The sequence below is a fragment of the Hoeflea sp. BAL378 genome (assembly GCF_000759435.1).
Classification (GTDB): domain Bacteria; phylum Pseudomonadota; class Alphaproteobacteria; order Rhizobiales; family Rhizobiaceae; genus Hoeflea.
The window spans coordinates 25,317-43,942 of record NZ_JRJG01000094.1; the positions used below are offsets into that span (position 1 = coordinate 25,317).

Genomic DNA, 18,626 nt, shown 5'->3' on the forward strand with positions numbered 1-18,626 from the left:
GAGTGGTACTGCCACACAGACTCGTGGCTCTGCCGCTTCGTTCCCCGCGGGGAACAGGTCCTGAATTGATTGTTCAGGGATCGAAAGTGCCCGAGGGGACGCTCCATTCTCTGGAGTTCCCCGCGGGGAACTCGGACGTGTCGGACTTATGTGTGCATGGATGAACACTTTGCAGCTCCTCCCGAATCGGGATATCTGTTGCTACGATAAATTGCGAAATTTGCGATTTTTTGCGTAGTCACAGTGTGTTTAATCTTCTGTTAACCATACCGGGTAATACAGTGGATTAAGACACCACGGAGCAACACATTGACTCGTCATTTGAACAGTCTGGACTTTATGCAGAGGTTTTCCAACAAGTTGGATCACGCTTTGCGCAATTTGTCGCTGGCGCAGTTTCCGCCAGATGCCCACCGCATCATGCGGACCTTTGCGTCCTCGGAGGTGGCAAGTCTGCTGGGGGTAACGGAAGCCTATATCCGCCAGATATCGCTCAAGGGCCGAGGGCCTGAACCGGAAGTTACCACCAATGGCCGCAGGCTTTACACCGTCGAGCAGATTCTCGAACTGCGCATGTTGTTGGCCGAAAACGGCCGCAAGAAATGGATCAATCCGCGCCGCATTGGAGGCGAGGCTTGTCAGGTGATTGCCGTCACCAATTTCAAGGGCGGTTCGTCCAAAACCTCGACCACCATCCATCTCGGCCATTATCTGGCCTTGAGAGGCTACCGGGTGCTGACCATCGATCTCGATCCGCAGGCGTCGCTGACCGCCCTGCACGGCTCCTTGCCGGATTTCGATCCGCGCGAGGGCGACACGTTTTACTCTGCCATCCGCTTTGACGACCCGGTGCCGACCCAGTCGCTGGTTCACAAGACCCATATTGAAGGCTTTGACGTGATCTGCGCCGGGCTAGAACTCACCGAGTTCGAAACCGCCGTTGCACTTGAAATGCGAAAATCCGGCGGTACCGAATTCCTGTTGCGCGCGGCCCAGGCGATTGCCCAAGTCGAGGACAATTATGATGTCATCCTGATGGATTCGGCCCCTTCGCTGAACTTCCTGACCTTGTCGTCGCTGACGGCTGCGACGGCCGTTCTCATTCCGGTTCCCGCCCACATGCTGGATGTCGACTCGACGGCGAAATTCCTCGAGCTTGCCGGCTCCTACATGCAGATCCTCAACGACATGGGCACAAGGGCTGAGTGGGATTTCGCCAAATTCCTGATCACCAAATTCGAGCCGAACGACCATCCGCAAGCCAATATGATGGCCTTGATGCGACAGGTTTTCGGCAATGATCTGCTGCTCAACACGGTGATAAAATCCACAGCGGTGGCAGATGCGCTAACCTGGAAGCAGAGCCTGTATGAGGTACAGCGTTCGCGGTTCTCGGCACCCAAGACCTATGACAGGGCGATGGAATCGATCAATGGTGTGAATGCAGAGATCGAGGACCTGCTGACAGATGCATGGGGACGCACATGAGCCGGAAAGATTCCAAAGGCATGTTCGCCAATGTGCTGGGCAAGCTCAGCGATGATCAGGACGGGGCCGAATCCGGTGCAACATCCGGGGCAGGGCAGGCCATGGCGCCACGCGAACGGGTGATGTCGTCGCCGCATCTGAAAAAGGTTGCCGCCGGCGTTCGCCAGATCCAGGAGCGTGGCGAACTGGCCGAACGGGTGCTCAAGGATGGCGGTTATGTTAGTGAACTCGAGCCGTCAGAGATTGTGCCGTCGAGCATTCCGGACCGGTTTGCCGGGGCCTATGACGAGGCCGCGATTTCGGAACTCGTCAATTCGATGCGCGAGCGCGGGCAGATCGTGCCAGGCCTGGTGCGTCCGCTCAAGGATGATCCGCAGCGCTACCAGATCGTCTATGGGCGCCGGCGTTTGGCTGCGGCGCAGAAGCTGGGGCTGAAATTCAAGGCGATCATCCGGCCGCTTGATGATGCCGAAGCCATTGTCTTCCAGGGCGAGGAGAACTCGGCCCGCAATGATCTCACCTTCATCGAGAAATGCAATTTTGCCTTCGCGCAGGAGAAGGCGGGCTATGACCGGGCCACCATCTGTGCGTCGCTGTCGACCGGCAAGTCGCATATTTCCGAGATGATCCGGATTGCCGCGACGCTGCCGCAAAGCCTGCTGCACGCCATCGGTCCGGCGCCCGAGATCGGCCGCCGCCGCTGGCTCGAGCTGGTGGACAAGTGGGCAGCGTTTCCCGAGGCCCACACGATGGTCGAGGAGCTGCTGGCCAGCACCGACGCTGAAATGTCGAGCGAAGACCGCTTTGCCCTGGCGCTGTCGGCGAAGTTCGAAAAGGCACGGGCCCCCGAGCCCAAGGCACAGCAGCGCGAGACCATCATGTCCAAGGGCATGAAACTGGCTGAGGTTAGCTATGGAAATTCAGGGGCGCGGATGAGCTTTGCCAAATCGGTTCCACCCGAATTTGTCGCCTATCTGGCCAGACAAATGGAAATCATTCACGACGCCTATCTCCAAGAGATTAGGGCGAAGACCAACGACAAACGGAGTTAGTGCAACGCAATAGAAAAAGGCCCCCAAACGTCGCCGTCGTGGAAGCCCTTCTCGTGTCTAGCAGCTAGAGAATCGCACTTCCCCGAATCACAGTCAAGAGTGTTTGGCGCCATTTTGGCGAATGAATTTCTATTGCCTTTTGGAAGGTGAAAGAAAATGCAGCTCGACCATATCACGACGCCTTTCGGGCGGCGAACGGTGACCTATGCCATGTTGGCGGACCAGATGACGGCCGCTGAAATCGACGACGACGCGAGTGTAGATAAGTGGAAGATCTATCAGGCACTCTGTGAAGCCCGGCCGCGCCTGGGCATCACCGACCGGGCGTTGGCCGTGCTTTCGGCGCTGATCAGCTTCTATCCCAAATCCGAGCTAGCGGCGGGCGACAGCCTGATCGTATTCCCTTCCAATGCGCAATTGTCACGCCGCGCCAATGGCATGGCTGAGCAGACCATCCGCCGGCACCTTGCTGTTCTGGTCTCGTCCGGACTTCTCATCCGCAAGGATAGTGCCAATGGCAAGCGTTTTGCCAGGCGCAGCCGGGCTGGTGAAATAGATGAGGCTTTCGGCTTTTCGCTTAAGCCGCTGCTGGCCCGCGCCGAGGAGATCGCGCAGCTGGCCGCGGAGGTGGAAGCTGAGCGCTTGCACATGCGTCGCATGAAGGAGCGGTTGACGATCTGCCGACGCGATGTGCTCAAGCTGATAGAAACGGCGCTGGAAGAGGGGGCTGCGGGCGATTGGCTGGCGGTTCAAGACGAGTACCGGGCGATATTTGCGGACTATCCACGCAAGCCGACGCTGGAGATGACGACTGCTGCACTCGAGGCGATTGAGTTCCTGCGCGAAAACATCCTCAACCACTTGGAAAGCCAGATAAAAACCGCCAAACCAAGCGGCAATGCCCATGAAGATGAGCGTCACAAACAGAATTCAAAACCAGACTCCTTTTTTGAATCTGAACTTCGCTTAGGAAAAAAGCGAGGCGCAGATTGCGATCCTGTCGACCGTAACGACGTAGAGCCGGAAATTATGGACATAAAGTCGACGGCGTCGGGGGTGGGGCAGGGCGCCGCAATTGGGCATAGCGGGCGGCAATCCGATAACCTAGCCGGGTTTGTTCGGCAGCCGTTTCCGCTCGGCATGGTCTTGTCGGCCTGTCGCGAGATCCGCGATTACGGGCCGGGTGGAGCCATTTCCAGCTGGCGGGATCTAATGGGAGCCGCAGTGGTTGTCCGCTCGACGCTGGGCGTTTCGCCGTCGGCCTATGAGGAGGCCTGCGCGATTCTCGGCCCTGAAAACGCCGCCACTGTCATCGCCTGCATTCTTGAACGGGCCGGTCATATCAATTCCGCCGGCGGCTATCTTCGCGATCTGACTAGCCGTGCCGAACGCGGAGAATTCTCGCTCGGACCGATGCTGATGGCGCAGATTCGCGCCAATGGAACCGGTGAAAGGCGGGCAGGGTGAGGGTTGTGTCCTGCCATTGCGCGGTATATATTGACGGTATGTACAAGGAACAGGTTCTCATGACAGGTACACTTAAGCGCAAGACCTCCGTGACACTGGATGCAGATGCGCTCGACAGCGCGAGAGACCTGCAGATCAACGTGTCCGCTGTGGCTGAAGCAGCTCTTCTCAAGGCAATCGGTGAGGCCCGCAACAGGAAATGGCAGGCTGAAAACGCCGATGCATTCGCAGCGCAGGCAGAATGGCATGAGCGCAATGGTCATCCTCTCGCCGATATCATCGCGGCCCCGGGCGGTGCCTCGTGGAACAGCTGAGCCGCTATGATGTTGCCCATTACAAGGGCGTGTTGATGGTCGTTGTTGAAAGTGACCTGCTGCCTCCCGACCCAGCCGTCGTCGTCATTCCTCTGCTGCCAGACTATCCGGCAGTGAAGCTTCTCAACCCCGACATCCAGTTTGAAGCAATGCGCTTTGTGCTGGCCACGCGGTTGATTGCTGCGGTGCGCAGGGCAAGTTTGCAGCGGGTGGGAAATGTGGCGGAGCAGGGCAATCAGATAACACGCGCGGTCGATGTCCTGATGGCGGGTGTTTAGAGGACTAAACCAGCGGGGCCACTGAGGGCGCTTACAACCCTGCCGCTTTCGTCAGATTGACCCGAAACCGATCACGGCGTCGCTGGTATTTTCGGGTCATTTCTGCAGATGCATGACCAAGTTGCTTTTGCACGTAGCGCTCATCGACCTCGGCGGATGAGGCAAGCCCTGCGCGCAGCGAATGGCCGGCAAACAGATTCTCCCGGTCAGCTTCTGACAAATCACCCCGCACGCCCGCAGCCAGCGCCGTCCTTTTGACCAGACGCGCCACTTCCTGATCGCCGAGCCGATCTGGCCCGACATTTTTTCCCTTGCCGGTCACGCGGCGAAACAAAGGACCTTTGGCGAGTTTCGCAAACTTGATCCAGGTCTCAACTGCAGTAACCGGGCAGGTCGCATCGGATGAACCGCGGCCGATCTCCACCTCGCGCCAGCCGGTCTTTCCGCGCAGCGTAACCAACAGGCCTTTGTCGAGCATCTCGATCCAGCCACGCCCGTCCTCCGTTTGGTCGCGACCGAGATCGAGGCCGGTGATCTCAGATCGTCGCAAGCCGCCGGCAAAACCGATGAGCAGCATCGCTCGATCCCTCAGACCGCGCAGCGTTCCCCGGTCCAGCGTTTCCAGCATTGCCATCAGATCTTCCGGCAGCAGTGCCTCCTTCTGCCTGGGTGGAGCAGCGTGGGTGTTGCGGATACCAGCCATCACCGTCGCAATGGCGCGATCTTTTCGATCCAGCACCATGCCGCGCTGGGTACAGTTCCAGCCAATAGCAGCCAGGCGCCGCTCGATGGTCGAGACACCGTTGGGCTTCGCGCCGCGCTCGGACGCACCGGAGGCACAGGCGGTGATGTAGAGACCTATGGTTTCCGGATCCGGGGGAAGGGGGGCCAGATTCTGGCGTCGGCACCAGGCTGTAAAGTGCTTCCAGTCGCTGGCGTAGGCACGGCGCGTGTTGGCGGAAGACGCCGCCTCCACATAGGTGCGGGCACGGTCGGTTAGGTCCCGGAGATGCGCCGGCACGCCGACATTGACCTCCGCAAGAGGGGAGGGGAGACCGGCCGACATCCCGGCCGCGGAAACATCACCGGAAACCGCCGTGCAGTCAGACGGCGCTGAGCTGTCCTGAGCGTCATTTTCCGGGTTCTGCTCGATGATTTGGGCCATACCCTTTATAAAGAGCAAAATGACTGATAATGCAATCTTATCAGTTATGAAAAGATCACGACATGCCGAGCGGTTATCGCAGAAAAATATAGAATAAACCGCACGTCCGGTGTAGCGTCACCGGCATGGATTCGTTGCCGTTTGCCCCCTCATCAATGCCGATTCGACTGTTCAGCCTGCCTGGCTGGTCGCAAGCGCGCGGCCGCGATGTTTCGGAGACGGATGCGGCCTTTGCAGCCGGCATCGCCCTGAAATCCCTCAATGATCTGGTTCGGCTTGATCCAGCTTGGGCGGGATGCTGGCGGTCCCGGCAAGCCCTAAAATGTGCTGCCGTTGCCGCGCGGTTAATGGGCCGAACCGAGGACGAACACGCGTTGCGTGACGCGGTCTTGCTGACCGCACCAGGTGATGATCCCGGACCGGCCGGAAAGGTCCTTTTGGCCACGAAAAGATCGCCTGGCCGATCCGGTCGTGTCACCACGGCCTTCGTGACAGAGCTCGCGGACTTGTTGGCTCTCGGATGGGATGAAGACCTTGCGGGGATTCCTGGTCTGGTCGACGCTGCGCTTCAGTCCGGGCGGGCGGCTCCCTTCGCGGTGGCGGACCTGATAACGGCGATTTCTGCCGTTCGCCCAGACGCTGAAGTGCTTGCGTTCATGCTGGCCGATAATGTCCTGGCGCAAAAACTCAAATGGCCAAAGCCTGTCCCGCTTCTGCTGTCCGAACGGTTTAGACCGGCCTTCCGCATCCTCGGAGGGCGAGGCCGCGTCCGCCCCGGCGAACCCGCATTCGCGGGGGCGCTTTGTTTGGCACTGGTTGACGGCACAGTGGGCGCCCTGCGGTCAGCCGGCGAGATCGCCCGTCGAGCCGATCAGCTTGTTGCTGTTGCGCCGAAGCTGCGCACCAAGGGGGCGGAGCCAGTGATCCACGCATTGCTCAATGAGGATGCTATTGCGGCCTCGGCGCCCGGCAGCAACCTGTCCCGTTGGGCTGCAACCCGCCTGTTCGAACGGCTTCAGAGTTTTGGCGCCGTGCGCGAGCTGTCCGGCCGAACGTCGTTCCGGATTTTTGGATTGTGACGATGACCGGAGCCCCCGCAGCAAAAACAACCCGCAACAAAAAAGCGAACGTTGCAGCCGAACGGCTGCTTGATCGGGAGTTGGGGGATCTGCCGGCGGACTTGCGCTGGCGGGAATGGATGATGCGAGTCGAGGCGGTGATCTTTGCCTCGGCCGAGCCGGTGACGCGTGAAACCCTGGCACGCGTTGTTGGCAAGGATTGCAGTATTGATCTACTGATCGATGATCTGCAAGAGGAGCTCCGATCCCGGCCTTATGAACTGGTGTCCGTCGCCGGCGGCTGGCAGCATCGAAGCCGTCCGGCTTACGCGGAGGCGATCCGGGCTTCTTGCGCGCCGACGCGGGGCGGGGCGGCGGCCCTGTCCGAGTTCGAGTCGATGGTGCTCATGGCGATTGCCTATTCACAGCCTGTCACGAGAAGCGAGCTGTCGAAGATTTTTGGCAAGGAGGTTTCCCGCGACACGATCAGCGCCTTGCGGGGGGCGGGGTTTATTGCGTCCGGGCCCCGCAGCCCGACGCCGGGGGCGCCCTATACCTATGTGACGACGAAGCACTTCCTTTCCGCCTTAGGTTTGGAAACGTTGCGCGACCTGCCCGATTTGGAGGCACTTGATGATGCAGGGTTGCTCGGTCGGCGGATTAAAGAGGGTTCCATGGTGGAATCTAATCCAGAACTGGACGGGGAGTGACTGATTTTGGGGCGGCTCCTCGTCGGTTGATGTGGCTCCATTTTGTTCGAGAGTCCGGGTCTTGGACATAATTTGATATATTATCCCGCCTTTGGATGTCGAGTTGATATATAATTATGTATCATGATTGCTTCGATGCGGATAAGTGGCTATATAATATTCTGTATGGCCCGCATGTTGTGATGTAGGATAGTGATGTGGCTTATAAAACGGAGCACATAACGCAGCAACTGCGCAGCGCGCGTGAAGCGCGGAAGATGAGCCAGCGCGAGCTGAGCGCACGTTCCGGCCTGACGCAAAGCCATATTTCTCAGATAGAGCGGGGCACCATGGAGCCCGGTCTGGACAGCCTCGTGGACGTGGCGCGCGCTCTCGATCTTGAGATCGTCCTTGCCCCGAAAAAACTGATGCCGGCAATCCGCAGTATCCTAGACAGCATAGCGACATCGAACGATATCGTGCCATCCGACCAGCGCAAACTGGTGGGGCGCCTTGAGCGGTGGTCTGCGCAGCACAGGGGCGTGCTTGGCAGTGCAGTCGACGCAGATGCGTTCAAAAGCAGCCTCGCGCTCTTACGGCATCTTTCTTTGTCGAGCGAGGATATCGACACCCTCAAGGAGGCTACTGCCCCCCTGGACAAGTGGGGGAGTGATCCTCCGTCCGTCGGTGAACTGAGCAAGATCGTTGATGCCGTAAGACAACTGCGCAACGCCGCAGTACACCGCGACCGTCATGACGTGTTCCCTCGCTCGGCCTATGCACTGGATGAGGAAGACGACGATGCCTAAGGTCACGGTGCTCGATGTCAGACTGTATGGTGAACCGGTCGCCACCCTTACGAACCTGCAGGACGGGCGCACGATCTTCGCGTTCAACGATGCCTATATCGAAGACGAAAAGCGACCGACGCTCAGCCTGTCCCTGAAAGACCCGTTCGGCGCGTTCATTACGAGATTCAGGCCGTACAATATCGTCGTCCCGCCCTTCTTTTCGAACCTGTTGCCGGAAGGACCGCTGCGCAAATACCTCGCTGATCGTGCGGGTGTGAAGCCGTCGCGGGAATTCTTCCTGCTCTGGATGCTCGGCCGGGACCTGCCCGGGGCTGTGACGGTGCATCCCTCCGAAGGGGATGATGCGCCTCTGGACAATGAGCAGGCGATCACCGAAGCGCGGCCGAATGCGCTACGCTTTTCGCTGGCGGGTGTGCAGCTCAAATTCTCCGCCTTCCAGAATGACAAAAAGGGTGGCGGCCTGACCATTCCGGCCCAGGGCACCGGTGGCTCGTGGATCGTGAAGCTTCCGTCGCAGCAGTATAGCGGCGTGCCCGAGAACGAGTTCGCAATGATGACCGTCGCCGGTATGATGGGTATGGACGTGCCCGAGATCCAGCTGGTTGATCTCAATGCCGTGAGCGGTCTGCCGCAGGGGGTGGGCGAACTGCACGGACAGGCGCTGGCGATCAAGCGTTTTGACCGCACGCCGGAGGGTCCAGTGCATATCGAGGATTTTGCGCAAGTCTTCGGCGTCTTGCCCGATCATAAATACGACAAGGGCAATTACCGGATGATCGGGCGCGTGTTGGGGATCGAAGCAAGCACAGCCGATGTTGCGGAGTTCATCCGCCGTCTGGTCTTCAGCACACTCATCGGCAATGGCGACATGCATTTGAAGAACTGGTCGCTCATCTATCCAGATCGCCGCACCCCAGCGCTCTCTCCAGCCTATGATCTGTTGTCGACCATCCCTTACATCGAGGGGGAAGATACGGCAGCGCTCAATTTCTCTCGCACCAAAAAGATGGCAGCTCTGTCGAAGGATGAGCTGGAACATATGGCTGCGAAAGCGGAGCTTTCCGAAAAGCTGGTTATGGATACCGCGCGAGAGACGGTTGAACGGTTCAGGGCGGTATGGGTGGCGGAGAAAAAGAACCTACCGATGGCGTCCAAGATCGCCGACGCGATCGATACGCACGCCCCGACGGTCGAGTTGTACCGGGAGTTTGCGAAGTAGCATCTTGCCGGTTGTCTCATCAGGCCGTCGGGGTTCGCCAACGGCGTGCCCGTCCGGAAGTGGCAAGTATGCCTGCACCGCCCAGGCTATGTATTACCTCAGCGCGACGGCACTTTGGCTCGCCCTCCGCAAACTTGTTCCCCAGCAGTCGATCACCTCCATTGTCAGCGGTCTATCAGCTATCGACAACGGGCACACCTCACCGCGACGATAGGCTTCAGGCGGTGGCTTCTCACCGAGTGGCTTGGACGTCGCCCGGCGCTCGATCACAGAAAAGCGCCGAAATGGTTCGGGTTGGTTTCATGAGAAAGGTGAGTGGGTGAGCTGTCATGGCGAAAAAGCTGCCGGAGCTGGTCGAGCTGGTGATGGTAAAACCATTGGTGTCGGCCGGGATGGTGGCGAAAACGCTCGAGGTGACACCGCAGGCGGCGCGGCGGATCGTTTTGGAACTGGGCCTCAGGGAGATGACGGAGAGGGGGAGGTTTCGGGCGTGGGGGATTATCTAGTCGGAAAGTTCTGTTGCCGCCGTCTGCGCCGCCGTTTTCCCGTCGCCCATGCCTTCTTGGGCTCATATTTTCTTCTGCGCACATCGGTGATGAGCGCTAACACGAAGTCCGGATGGGAAACAGGTCCTCACCATAATGGTGAAGCCTCGTGTGATGGCGACGGCATAGCCACCGGACTTTCAAAGGCTGATCATATTGATCGTGATGGGCATCGACGGCTTCGTTGCCGCAGACCTCACACGTGTCCTTTCTCAGCTCGCCCGCCTTTACTGCACGCTGCACGACGAGGTGAGCCTCATACTTTGCGGGATTGACTCGTCGCCAATTTGCCTGACGGGTATCGGTTTTGAGCATCTACGTAGTCTACTTGGTCAGTTCAAGGTGTAGCGCTTCCAGGGTATGGCCTGCATAGGCACCCGCGACAGAAAATTAACGAGATCACGTCGGCCACGATATGTCGGTACTCCCCGACTGTTTTGCGCCATGAGAACAATCGGCACGCCCGGGAATGCCGGCTGGAAGCTGTACGCAACCTCATCGGCTTGATGGCCGCTATTTAGAACGTGCGGCTTAACTATGACGATGGCGAATGTGACGCCTTGCTCGCGGACTAATGCGCCTTCAAACTGCATTTCTTCTCTCCTTTGATAAAGAGGCCGCCTCACTCCAGGCGGCCTCAGGTTTTAGCCACGCGGCGGGAACGGATCGCGACCGTAGGAATCCTTGTCTCTGATTTGTCCGTTGGGACGGTGGATGACCACTTCGCTCTGCTGGTTGATCGCAATATTGCGAGCAGCAGCAGCCGCGTCGGCCTGCGTTCCATGCGTGGAAGTCACTCGCTGATTTCCAGCGCCCCGCACGGCCCATTCGCCGTTATGGGGAACCACATGCTGATTTTTCTTTGTCATTGCATCAGATTCCTTTTTCTTGAGTGCCAATGCAATTTACATTAAGGAAAATTTAATTGTCAATATGGCTATTGTGGTTTACGAATCCGACTAGAAGCTTTACGCATGGAGTGATCATGACCATTGAGATGAAAAATGTGCTGGAGTTGGCCGATGCGGCACTTTCCGCCGACTACACGCGCGTACGCAGAGCTGCGAATGCGCTCGCGCGAGATCTCGACAAGAATGGTGAGACTTCCATCGCCAAGGAATTGAAGGCCCTGGTGCGCAAGAGGGGGGTGCCTTTGAAGGCGTCTGGCTACGTAGAATCGCTACCCGTGGACTCGAAATCCCGCTTGCCGCTTGTCGAGGAGCAGACCTGGCCCGATACGCCTATTTTTCTGAACGAAGGCGGGTGGCATGTGTTCAGCGATTTCATCGCGGATGCCCGGCGCATTGATGACTTGAGCGCCAAAGGATTGGCGTCACGTCTTGGGCTTCTGCTCTCTGGCCCGCCAGGAACAGGCAAGTCTCTCCTCGCCGGCCATATCGCTGCGCAGTTGTCTCGTCCGCTATATGTCGTCCGGCTCGACTCGGTCATCTCCTCTTTGCTCGGGGACACCGCCAAAAATATCCGTTCGGTGTTTGATTTCGTGCCGGCGCGCAACGCCGTTCTTTTCCTCGATGAGATGGATGCAGTCGCAAAGCTGCGTGACGATCGGCACGAGTTGGGCGAACTCAAACGCGTCGTCAATACTGTCATTCAAGCGTTGGACGTGCTGGACCCGAGCTCGATTGTGGTTGCCGCAACCAATCATGCACATCTTCTTGATCCTGCAATTTGGAGGCGGTTCCCTTATAAAATAGAACTCGGTCTTCCAGACGAAAGCGTTCGCGCTGACCTTTGGCGCCATTTTCTTTTTGAGGACAAAGATGAGGAGAGTCGCGCCGAGCTATTCGCCGTCGTGTCCGAAGGGTTGTCGGGGGCCGATATCGAAACGATGAGTCTGTCGGCGCGGCGTCATGCCGTTCATGAGTCGCGTGACATTGACTTTGGAGCCGTCGTTGCGGCTCTGCTGGAGCCACGTTCAGGCCGTACTGTCCCTGTGCAGCGGCAGCCATTGGATGCGGAGCAGAAACGCCAGGTTGCAATAGCCCTCAAGGAGAAGTACGCCATTGGGGGGGCGGATACCGCCCGCATTCTCGGAGTGTCACGGCAAGCCATTTATGCTTACCTGAAGCAACAGGAAGGGGAAGTGTAGAATGGTGGAGCCTAGAGACCAACCCCTTCTCTATCCCGTTCTGAGCCTTCAGATGGGCCCGGCGCTGCGAAGTCCGACGGGGCGTGGCAAAGGCATCGACAGTATCGTCAAGAAGCGGCTCGGCCGGCAGCAGGAAGTGCTCGCGAGCGAAACACGCGACATTTATGAACACCGGACAGAGTTGTCCACATACTCGGGTCTAACGCACCTAGTCGTTCGGATGTTCAGTGAGGATTCCCTTGCTCCAACGCACACCCCCGATGACCTGTTCTCGCAGCGTCATGGATGCAGGCTCGTTGCTCCTCTTCCCGGCGGCTATTTGATCGAGGCTGATGTCCGACAGTTGCCTCGCCTCCTTCACGCAATCGAACATCCAATCGGCTATGCGGTGCAAGCCGACATATCCCGTGTTTCGTCTCTCAAACAATTTGATGCGAAAAGTCGATTGCGCGGTCGATCGGTCAATGAACTCTGGAATTCCGCACCGGAAGATGATGACGGACGTTTGTTCGTTGTTTGGCTTGCGCCGTTCCGCGATCGAGATGCCAAGGCCGAAGTCCTGGAGCGTATCCAGGGCTTTGCCAATGAGAGGCTGGTCTTGCCGACATTTACCAGCGTGCGGCTCACGCTCGGGACATCTGAGGAAGCGGAACAACCGCGTTCTCTCACGACACCACGACAATCCAGCATTGCACGGGCGATGCGAGATTATCGAAACACCGGCGTCGGACGCGCTACAGTCCGAATTCCGAACAAAGAAGGGTTGAGACAGCTCATTGCGTCAGGCGCTTCTTATCGCATTGATCCTGTACGGCCGATCAGAGTGGCAGCACCTGGCGAAGGAGCGGAGCCTCCCGCACCAGTAATCGATGAGAATGCTCCAATCGTTGCCGTCGTCGATGGCGGTCTGCATGCGCGAAGCTACACTGCGGCTGAAGCTTTCAGGGCGACACCTTTCGTTACGAACGTCCAAGCCGACAAGCCACACGGAAATAGCGTTAGCTCCCTCGTTATCCACGGGCACGCCTGGAACAAAAATCGCTCGCTGCCTGAACTGAACTGCCGTATCGGAACTGTTCAGGCCGTCCCCCATCGGAACGCCAATCGGCGCTTCGATGAGCGGGAGTTGGTGGACTATCTGGCGGAGGTTGCGCGTCTTTATCCAGAAGCGCGCGTCTGGAACATCTCTGCCAATCAGGACGGCGCCGGTTTGGATCCCTCCGAGGTCAGCGTTCTCGGCCATGAAATCAGTCTTCTGGCGAGATCGGCTGGATTTCTTCCAGTGATCTCCGTTGGAAATGTCAGCCCTGACAACAATTCCCGGCCTAATCCGCCTGCTGATTGCGAGGCGGCGATAGTCGTGGGTGGCCGTCAAGCGCTTCCGGATGGAACCCCAGGCGACCGATGCCCTACCTGTCTGCCCGGTCCTGGCCCCGATGGGATGATGAAACCGGACCTGTCGTGGTTTTCGAATCTTAGGATGCTGGGTGGGGTCGTCGATACGGGAAGCAGTTACGCAACGCCGTTGGTCTCGTCTTTGGCAGCCCACACTTTCGATAGCTTACGTGAACCAACGCCGGATTTGGTCAAGGCTCTCCTCATCAATTCAGCGGAGCGAAGTGAGCACGATCCCAACCTCGGCTGGGGAACCCCGTATCAAGGGCACCTTCCTTGGACCTGCGCGCCCGGCAGTGTCACACTTGCGTGGCGGGCACAACTCGAGCCGGGAACCGCATATTACTGGAACGATATTCCCATCCCTCCCGAGCTGGTGCGTGACGGAAAATTGTTCGGACGCGCCAGCTTGACCGCTGTTCTGCGGCCCCTCGTGTCGCCGTTTGGCGGCGCTAACTACTTCGCTTCCCGATTGGAGACATCACTGGCGTATCAGACGGGAGCGGAAAAGTGGCCGTCGCTTCTTGGCTCGATGAAAGAGTCGACGCTTCCAGAAAGCGATGCTCGCGATGAGCTTCGCAAATGGCAGCCTATCAGGAGGCACTGCAGGGACTTTTCCAAGGGGAGCGGGCTTGGGTTTTCCGGTCCACACCTGCGGCTTTATGCCCGCGTGTTCATGCGTGACCTCTACCAATTTGGGTGGACGCATCACAGCCAGGCGGGGGCGCAAGAAGTTGCGTTCGTGCTTACGCTTTCAAGCGCGGACGGAAAGAAGTCGATCTATGACTCAACAGCTCGTGCGCTCGGAAACTTCGTTGAAAGCGCCGTCTTGAACCAGGACATCGAGGTCTCGAATGAGCTTTAAGGGGTCCCTTCGCGTACAACGAATCGGAGGGTTCCAAGTGGCAAGGGATACACTGAAAATGTTGACTTTTATGTGTCGAAAAGTTTCTCCCGCCAAAGCGGAAAAAAGGGACCCATTCGGATTTCCAGCGCCGCAATCCGGCATCTTCAAATCTGCGATTCACAATTCGATAGAAAAGATTCAATTTCATGGAGTAACGGGGGGAATACAGGATATGAACAACCGCTTGGCAGGCTCTTCCTCACTTTGTGTGGAGCGGTGGTAGCATTCGTGCCCTCATCAGTTCAGGGCCTGCCCGACCATACATTGCGCGCTTGAGGGTCGTGAGGCGGTTGATCTGGCCTTCGGCCTGCCCGTTGCTCCATGGCAGCTCGATGGCATTATTGACGGCATCAATGTCTCGGCGCAGGACGCGGGCGAACCGCATGATCGGAATGATTTCGGAGTCGATCGCATCGTCGATCCACGCGTCCAGTGGTGCCGATCTCTTGCCATGAAGGATCCCGTTGAAGCGCATCGCCAGGCGTCGCATCTCGGCGAACGCATCAGATCCCTGCTTCAGGACATCGACCTTTTTGACCTGTCGCTCTGTCAGCAGGTTTCGCGGCTTGATGCACAGCGCGGCGGCAACTACTGGCGAGATTGCATGACCGGTTTCCGGGTCTCGAACCGGCTCCGACGTCAGCGCGGTGGGCGGAACATCTTCGACCTGCTCCCTTTCGGCCCGCCGCCAGGCTCCCAGTAACCGCGCTGTTTGACGTCATGAAAAAGGTGCCGGCCACAGCGATTCCCATCCTTCCAGCATTTGGCGAGGAAGGTTTCAAAGTACCATGGTGATGTGGGTTTCAACGCTGCTCGCCGCCTGTCGGGCGGAGCCTCGAACTTTAGCCACTTCGTTACGCTGCGACATCCGTAGCCGGTCCGTCGGGCGATCTCGCTGTGGGATAGCCCTTGCTGGCGAAAAGCGTGGAGCATGTCGAATATTTCCTGGCGGGATTGACTATGCGCAAGACGGGCGCGACGGCGATGTGTGGCAGAGTCAACAAATGCGTCCTCCGAAAGAATGGCCCTCCCGGTGGCGCGCCCGGAAAGGCTCATCTGTTCTTCGATGGCCGAGCGAAGATTCTGGACCAGATGAAACCGGTCAGCGACCTGTTGGGCCTGCTGTGCGCCTTCACGAGTCGCCTGCGCATACAGGCCGCAGCGGTCCCGACTGACAACTTCGATGGAAGGCCGGTCACGCAGCCACTTTGCCGCACTCTCGACGCTACGGTCATCCAGTATGTCGACAACCGCGCGGCGCTCGAGGTCGACCATGATGGTTCCGTAGCTCGTCGCCCGACGCCAACTCCAATCATCGATACCGACCACCCGTATCTCGGAATTGCGTTGAGCAGCCGTGGCATCCCGCTTCAACTGCCTCAGGATTGTGTCATCACTGACCGGCATGCCGAGCCGCTGCATCAACCGCTCGCCAGGACGGCCGCCGGCGCTATGGCCGAGCAGGCCGACAATCTCTCCGACCCTTCTCGTCCGACGCGCGTATGGATCAGCTACCGTCGGCAGTCGGTCGGTGAACGTTCGTCGTGGGCATTCCCGCTGTGCACATCGCCAGCGGCTCAGCAGCAGCTTCACTGTCACCGGCTTGCCCTGGACCGGCAGATCCTGGAGGCTGCGGCGGGCCCAACCATGCCGACTTCGGCTTCGCCGTCCACAATCGGGGCAGATGCCGATTGCGGATCCAGCAGCGGAAACAACCCACCCGTCGTCAACAGTGAGCGTGGCACCCAGAATCTTAACCCCTGGGCCGGGCGACCATTTCGATTTCTTTTGCATGCCCGCCATAGCGACATCGTCGCTAACAGCCGATGAATCACACAAAGTGAGGAAGACTCAGAATTGTGAGATTTTTTTATTGAAAATGACGTGATGAAAGATCGTGCTTTTGACATACTCATGCTTGCAAGCGCCGCAACGAAAGGCCTGACAGAGGTCCGCACTCGATCACACGTAAAAGAAGGTCAGAAACTTCTTGCCAAACGGGCGGCAACAACAGAAGTGCGAAGCCACACCTGCCCGGCGTCGGACCGCAGATGCCCTAATCGCCATGAACGCGCCCCGAAGTGTCCTCGCGAACCGAGATCCGACGACGCTTGCGCCAATTCTCCTGACCACCGTCGGGTGCCCGGGGGCCGGGCACGACCTCCGGCGATCGCTCATGGTCCTGGCGCTATTTGCCGTGGACGCGCGCCTGGATCATTCTTCGCAGCGACCGCGGCGCCAGGCCGTGTCGCTTGGCTACGTCGCTCAGATGCGCCCCCTGATGCGAAACGGCATAGGCTGCGCTGCGCAGTTCCTCATCCGACAGGATCGGCTTCCGACCCATGTGGCGGCCGATGCGCCGAGCAGCCGCCATGCCGGCCCGGGTGCGCTCGCTGATGAGCGAGCGCACGAATTCCGCCAGGGCGGCCATCATGTGAAAAACCAGCCGGCCGCCCGATGAAGCGGTGTCGATCAGCTCCGACAGCGATTGAAAATGAACGTCGCGCGTTCCCAGTTCGTTGATCAATTGCACCAGATGGATGAGGGATCGGCCAAGCCGGTCAAGTCTCCAGACCACCAGCGTGTCACCGCCTTGAAGACTATCGAGGGCCTTTGTCAAGCCTGGTCGATTGAATGATCCGCCCGACACCGCATGATCTGAATATATCTCCACACAGCCGGCCTTCTTGAGGGCATCTATTTGAAGATCAAGTTTCTGATCTTCAGTTGAAACCCGTGCGTAACCTATTTTCATATTAGATATCTGGCGTTCCGGGCCTCGATTTGTTTTCCGATCAGCAATCGGAAACGGGCGTGCCCTATTTTCGGTAAAATTCCCTCTGCCGCCGTTGTATAATTGACAGGAAGGGGTCCAAACACAGCCTGCGTTAAGCAATCACCATGGACTTCGTGACCGGCGCGATCAGACGCGCAGACTGTTCTTTCGTTCCGGCAAGGAGGCAAAGGATAAAGCCATGGCTGTTTTTCGGTCCGCGGAGGGAGATATGGCGGTGACCGTTGAACTTATTGAAAAATGCCTGCGAGTAAATCGCGCCTGGAAGTGCGCAAAGAGCGATCTTCCCTCTGCTCTTCTTCCGCCGCGTCACTCACCATTCCACCTGCGCGTGCCCGGTTCGGTGTGCGGAAGAACGAGCCGGCCGCAGCCCGGCTGGGGGGTGACGGGGCGACCTCAGCCGGCAGGTTCGCTGTCCCAGCGCCAGAAGTTAGGGCCTTCCTTTTCCAGCAGGCGGTTCAAGACCATCTTGTGCACCTCGTCGGCGCCGTCGACGAGCCGGGCCTGGCGGGCGTAGCGGTAGATCCATTCCAGCACCGTGTCGCGCGAATAGCCGCGGGCGCCGTTGATCTGGATCGCCGTGTCGGCCGCCTGGTGCAGGAGATTGGCGACGTGGATCTTGGCCATCGACACCTCCTTGCGGGCGAAGCCGCCGCGGTCGAGCTCGACGGCTGCCTTCATGACCAGAAGCCGGCCGATCTCGATCTTCATGGCGAGGTCGCCCAGCATCATCTGAACGGATTCGCGGTGGGACAGGCGCTGCCCGAAGGCGAAGCGTTCAGCGGCATAAAGGCGGGCGATCTCGACACAGCGCTTGGACAGGCCGAGCCAGCGCATGCAGTGGGTCAGGCGCGCGGGGCCGAGGCGGATCTGCGTCGCCTTCAGGCCGTCGCCTTCGCTCATCAGCACGTTCTCGACCGGAATCTCCAGGTCCTCGAACAGTAGTTCGCAGTGGCCGCCGTGCTCTTCCGGTCCCATGATGCCGATGCGCCGATCGATCGACCAGCCCGGCTGGTCACGGTCGAACAGGAAGGCGGTCAGCCCCTTGCGCTCGTCGTCGGAGGTGCGGGCGACGAGAATGAAATGCCTGGCTTCCGCGGCGCCGGTGATGAACCATTTGCGGCCGCGCACGCGGTAGCGGTCGCCCTTGCGGGTGGCCGTGGTCAGAATCATGGAGGGATCGGAGCCCCCGCCCGGATGCGGTTCCGTCATGACGAAGGCGGAGCGCACGTCGCCGTCGACGATCGGCTTGAGCCAGCGCTCCTTCTGCGCCGGCGTCGCCGTCTGTTCCAACAGCATCATGTTGCCGTCGTCGGGCGCCGCCGAGTTGAAC

General features: G+C 58.9%; 17 protein-coding genes and 2 pseudogenes. 12 read left to right on the forward strand and 7 right to left on the reverse strand.

Features of this window, described 5'->3' with window-relative positions:
- Nucleotides 1-309: 309 nt before the first annotated feature.
- From repA to LL06_RS18470, 5 genes are all read left to right on the forward strand, one after another.
- Nucleotides 310-1,488 carry a plasmid partitioning protein RepA gene (gene repA / locus LL06_RS18450; RefSeq protein ID WP_035530194.1) on the forward strand — a complete coding sequence of 393 codons (1,179 nt, stop codon included), beginning with the start codon at nt 310-312 and terminating at the stop codon, nt 1,486-1,488.
- Nucleotides 1,485-2,540 carry a plasmid partitioning protein RepB gene (gene repB / locus LL06_RS18455; protein WP_035530240.1) on the forward strand — a complete coding sequence of 352 codons (1,056 nt, stop codon included), beginning with the start codon at nt 1,485-1,487 and terminating at the stop codon, nt 2,538-2,540. Before repA ends, repB begins: the two co-directional genes overlap by 4 nt.
- Before the next feature lie 156 nt (nt 2,541-2,696).
- The gene (gene repC, locus LL06_RS18460) at nt 2,697-4,007 is read left to right on the forward strand and encodes a plasmid replication protein RepC (protein WP_035530197.1); all 1,311 of its coding nucleotides are present in this window, start codon (nt 2,697-2,699) and stop codon (nt 4,005-4,007) included.
- 59 nt (nt 4,008-4,066) lie between these two features.
- Nucleotides 4,067-4,321, forward strand: coding sequence for a type II toxin-antitoxin system CcdA family antitoxin (locus LL06_RS18465; RefSeq protein WP_035530242.1), 255 nt, complete (start codon nt 4,067-4,069; stop codon nt 4,319-4,321).
- Complete coding sequence (locus tag LL06_RS18470; protein WP_035530200.1) at nt 4,309-4,599, forward strand: CcdB family protein; 291 nt, start codon at nt 4,309-4,311, stop codon at nt 4,597-4,599. Before LL06_RS18465 ends, LL06_RS18470 begins: the two co-directional genes overlap by 13 nt.
- 31 nt (nt 4,600-4,630) lie before the next feature.
- Here LL06_RS18470 and LL06_RS18475 read toward each other — a convergent pair whose 3' ends face one another.
- The gene (locus LL06_RS18475; RefSeq protein ID WP_035530245.1) at nt 4,631-5,764 is read right to left on the reverse strand and encodes a site-specific integrase; all 1,134 of its coding nucleotides are present in this window, start codon (nt 5,762-5,764) and stop codon (nt 4,631-4,633) included.
- Between the two features lie 125 nt (nt 5,765-5,889).
- Here LL06_RS18475 and LL06_RS18480 point away from each other — a divergent pair, with 125 nt between their 5' ends.
- From LL06_RS18480 to LL06_RS26970, 5 genes and pseudogenes are all read left to right on the forward strand, one after another.
- Nucleotides 5,890-6,843: a DUF1403 family protein gene (locus tag LL06_RS18480; protein WP_035530202.1), complete on the forward strand. Its 954-nt coding sequence runs from the start codon at nt 5,890-5,892 to the stop codon at nt 6,841-6,843.
- Between the two features lie 2 nt (nt 6,844-6,845).
- Complete coding sequence (locus LL06_RS18485; RefSeq protein ID WP_035530204.1) at nt 6,846-7,532, forward strand: SMC-Scp complex subunit ScpB; 687 nt, start codon at nt 6,846-6,848, stop codon at nt 7,530-7,532.
- A 197-nt stretch (nt 7,533-7,729) separates the two neighbouring features.
- Nucleotides 7,730-8,320, forward strand: a complete 591-nt coding sequence (locus LL06_RS18490) for a helix-turn-helix transcriptional regulator (protein ID WP_035530207.1) — start codon at nt 7,730-7,732, stop codon at nt 8,318-8,320.
- Nucleotides 8,313-9,542, forward strand: a complete 1,230-nt coding sequence (locus LL06_RS18495) for a HipA domain-containing protein (RefSeq protein ID WP_035530209.1) — start codon at nt 8,313-8,315, stop codon at nt 9,540-9,542. The genes LL06_RS18490 and LL06_RS18495 overlap by 8 nt, the downstream gene beginning before the upstream one ends.
- Nucleotides 9,543-9,880: 338 nt before the next feature.
- Nucleotides 9,881-10,048, forward strand: a pseudogene (locus LL06_RS26970) (helix-turn-helix domain-containing protein); the annotation flags it as partial.
- 96 nt (nt 10,049-10,144) lie between these two features.
- Here LL06_RS26970 and LL06_RS26975 read toward each other — a convergent pair.
- The 3 genes from LL06_RS26975 to LL06_RS26985 are packed head-to-tail and all read right to left on the reverse strand — an operon-like array spanning nt 10,145 to nt 10,956.
- Nucleotides 10,145-10,402 (reverse strand): hypothetical protein, encoded by a 258-nt coding sequence (locus LL06_RS26975; RefSeq protein ID WP_035530211.1) that lies wholly within the window; start codon nt 10,400-10,402, stop codon nt 10,145-10,147.
- Between the two features lie 17 nt (nt 10,403-10,419).
- Entirely contained in the window at nt 10,420-10,680 is a 261-nt protein-coding gene (locus LL06_RS26980) for a hypothetical protein (protein WP_020918826.1), read from the reverse strand.
- A gap of 51 nt (nt 10,681-10,731) precedes the next feature.
- Entirely contained in the window at nt 10,732-10,956 is a 225-nt protein-coding gene (locus tag LL06_RS26985) for a DUF2188 domain-containing protein (RefSeq protein ID WP_081964068.1), read from the reverse strand.
- Between the two features lie 116 nt (nt 10,957-11,072).
- Here LL06_RS26985 and LL06_RS18515 point away from each other — a divergent pair, with 116 nt between their 5' ends.
- Nucleotides 11,073-12,197 (forward strand): ATP-binding protein, encoded by a 1,125-nt coding sequence (locus LL06_RS18515; RefSeq protein ID WP_052161717.1) that lies wholly within the window; start codon nt 11,073-11,075, stop codon nt 12,195-12,197.
- 52 nt (nt 12,198-12,249) lie between these two features.
- Nucleotides 12,250-14,457, forward strand: coding sequence for a S8 family peptidase (locus tag LL06_RS18520; protein WP_244447180.1), 2,208 nt, complete (start codon nt 12,250-12,252; stop codon nt 14,455-14,457).
- Between the two features lie 241 nt (nt 14,458-14,698).
- Here LL06_RS18520 and LL06_RS18525 read toward each other — a convergent pair.
- From LL06_RS18525 to LL06_RS18535, 3 genes and pseudogenes are all read right to left on the reverse strand, one after another.
- A pseudogene (locus LL06_RS18525) lies at nt 14,699-16,293 on the reverse strand (ISL3 family transposase).
- Between the two features lie 394 nt (nt 16,294-16,687).
- The gene (locus LL06_RS18530) at nt 16,688-17,254 is read right to left on the reverse strand and encodes a recombinase family protein (RefSeq protein WP_035530221.1); all 567 of its coding nucleotides are present in this window, start codon (nt 17,252-17,254) and stop codon (nt 16,688-16,690) included.
- A gap of 435 nt (nt 17,255-17,689) precedes the next feature.
- Nucleotides 17,690-18,626 (reverse strand): acyl-CoA dehydrogenase (locus LL06_RS18535; RefSeq protein WP_035530226.1); only part of this gene is annotated, 937 nt, incomplete at its 5' end.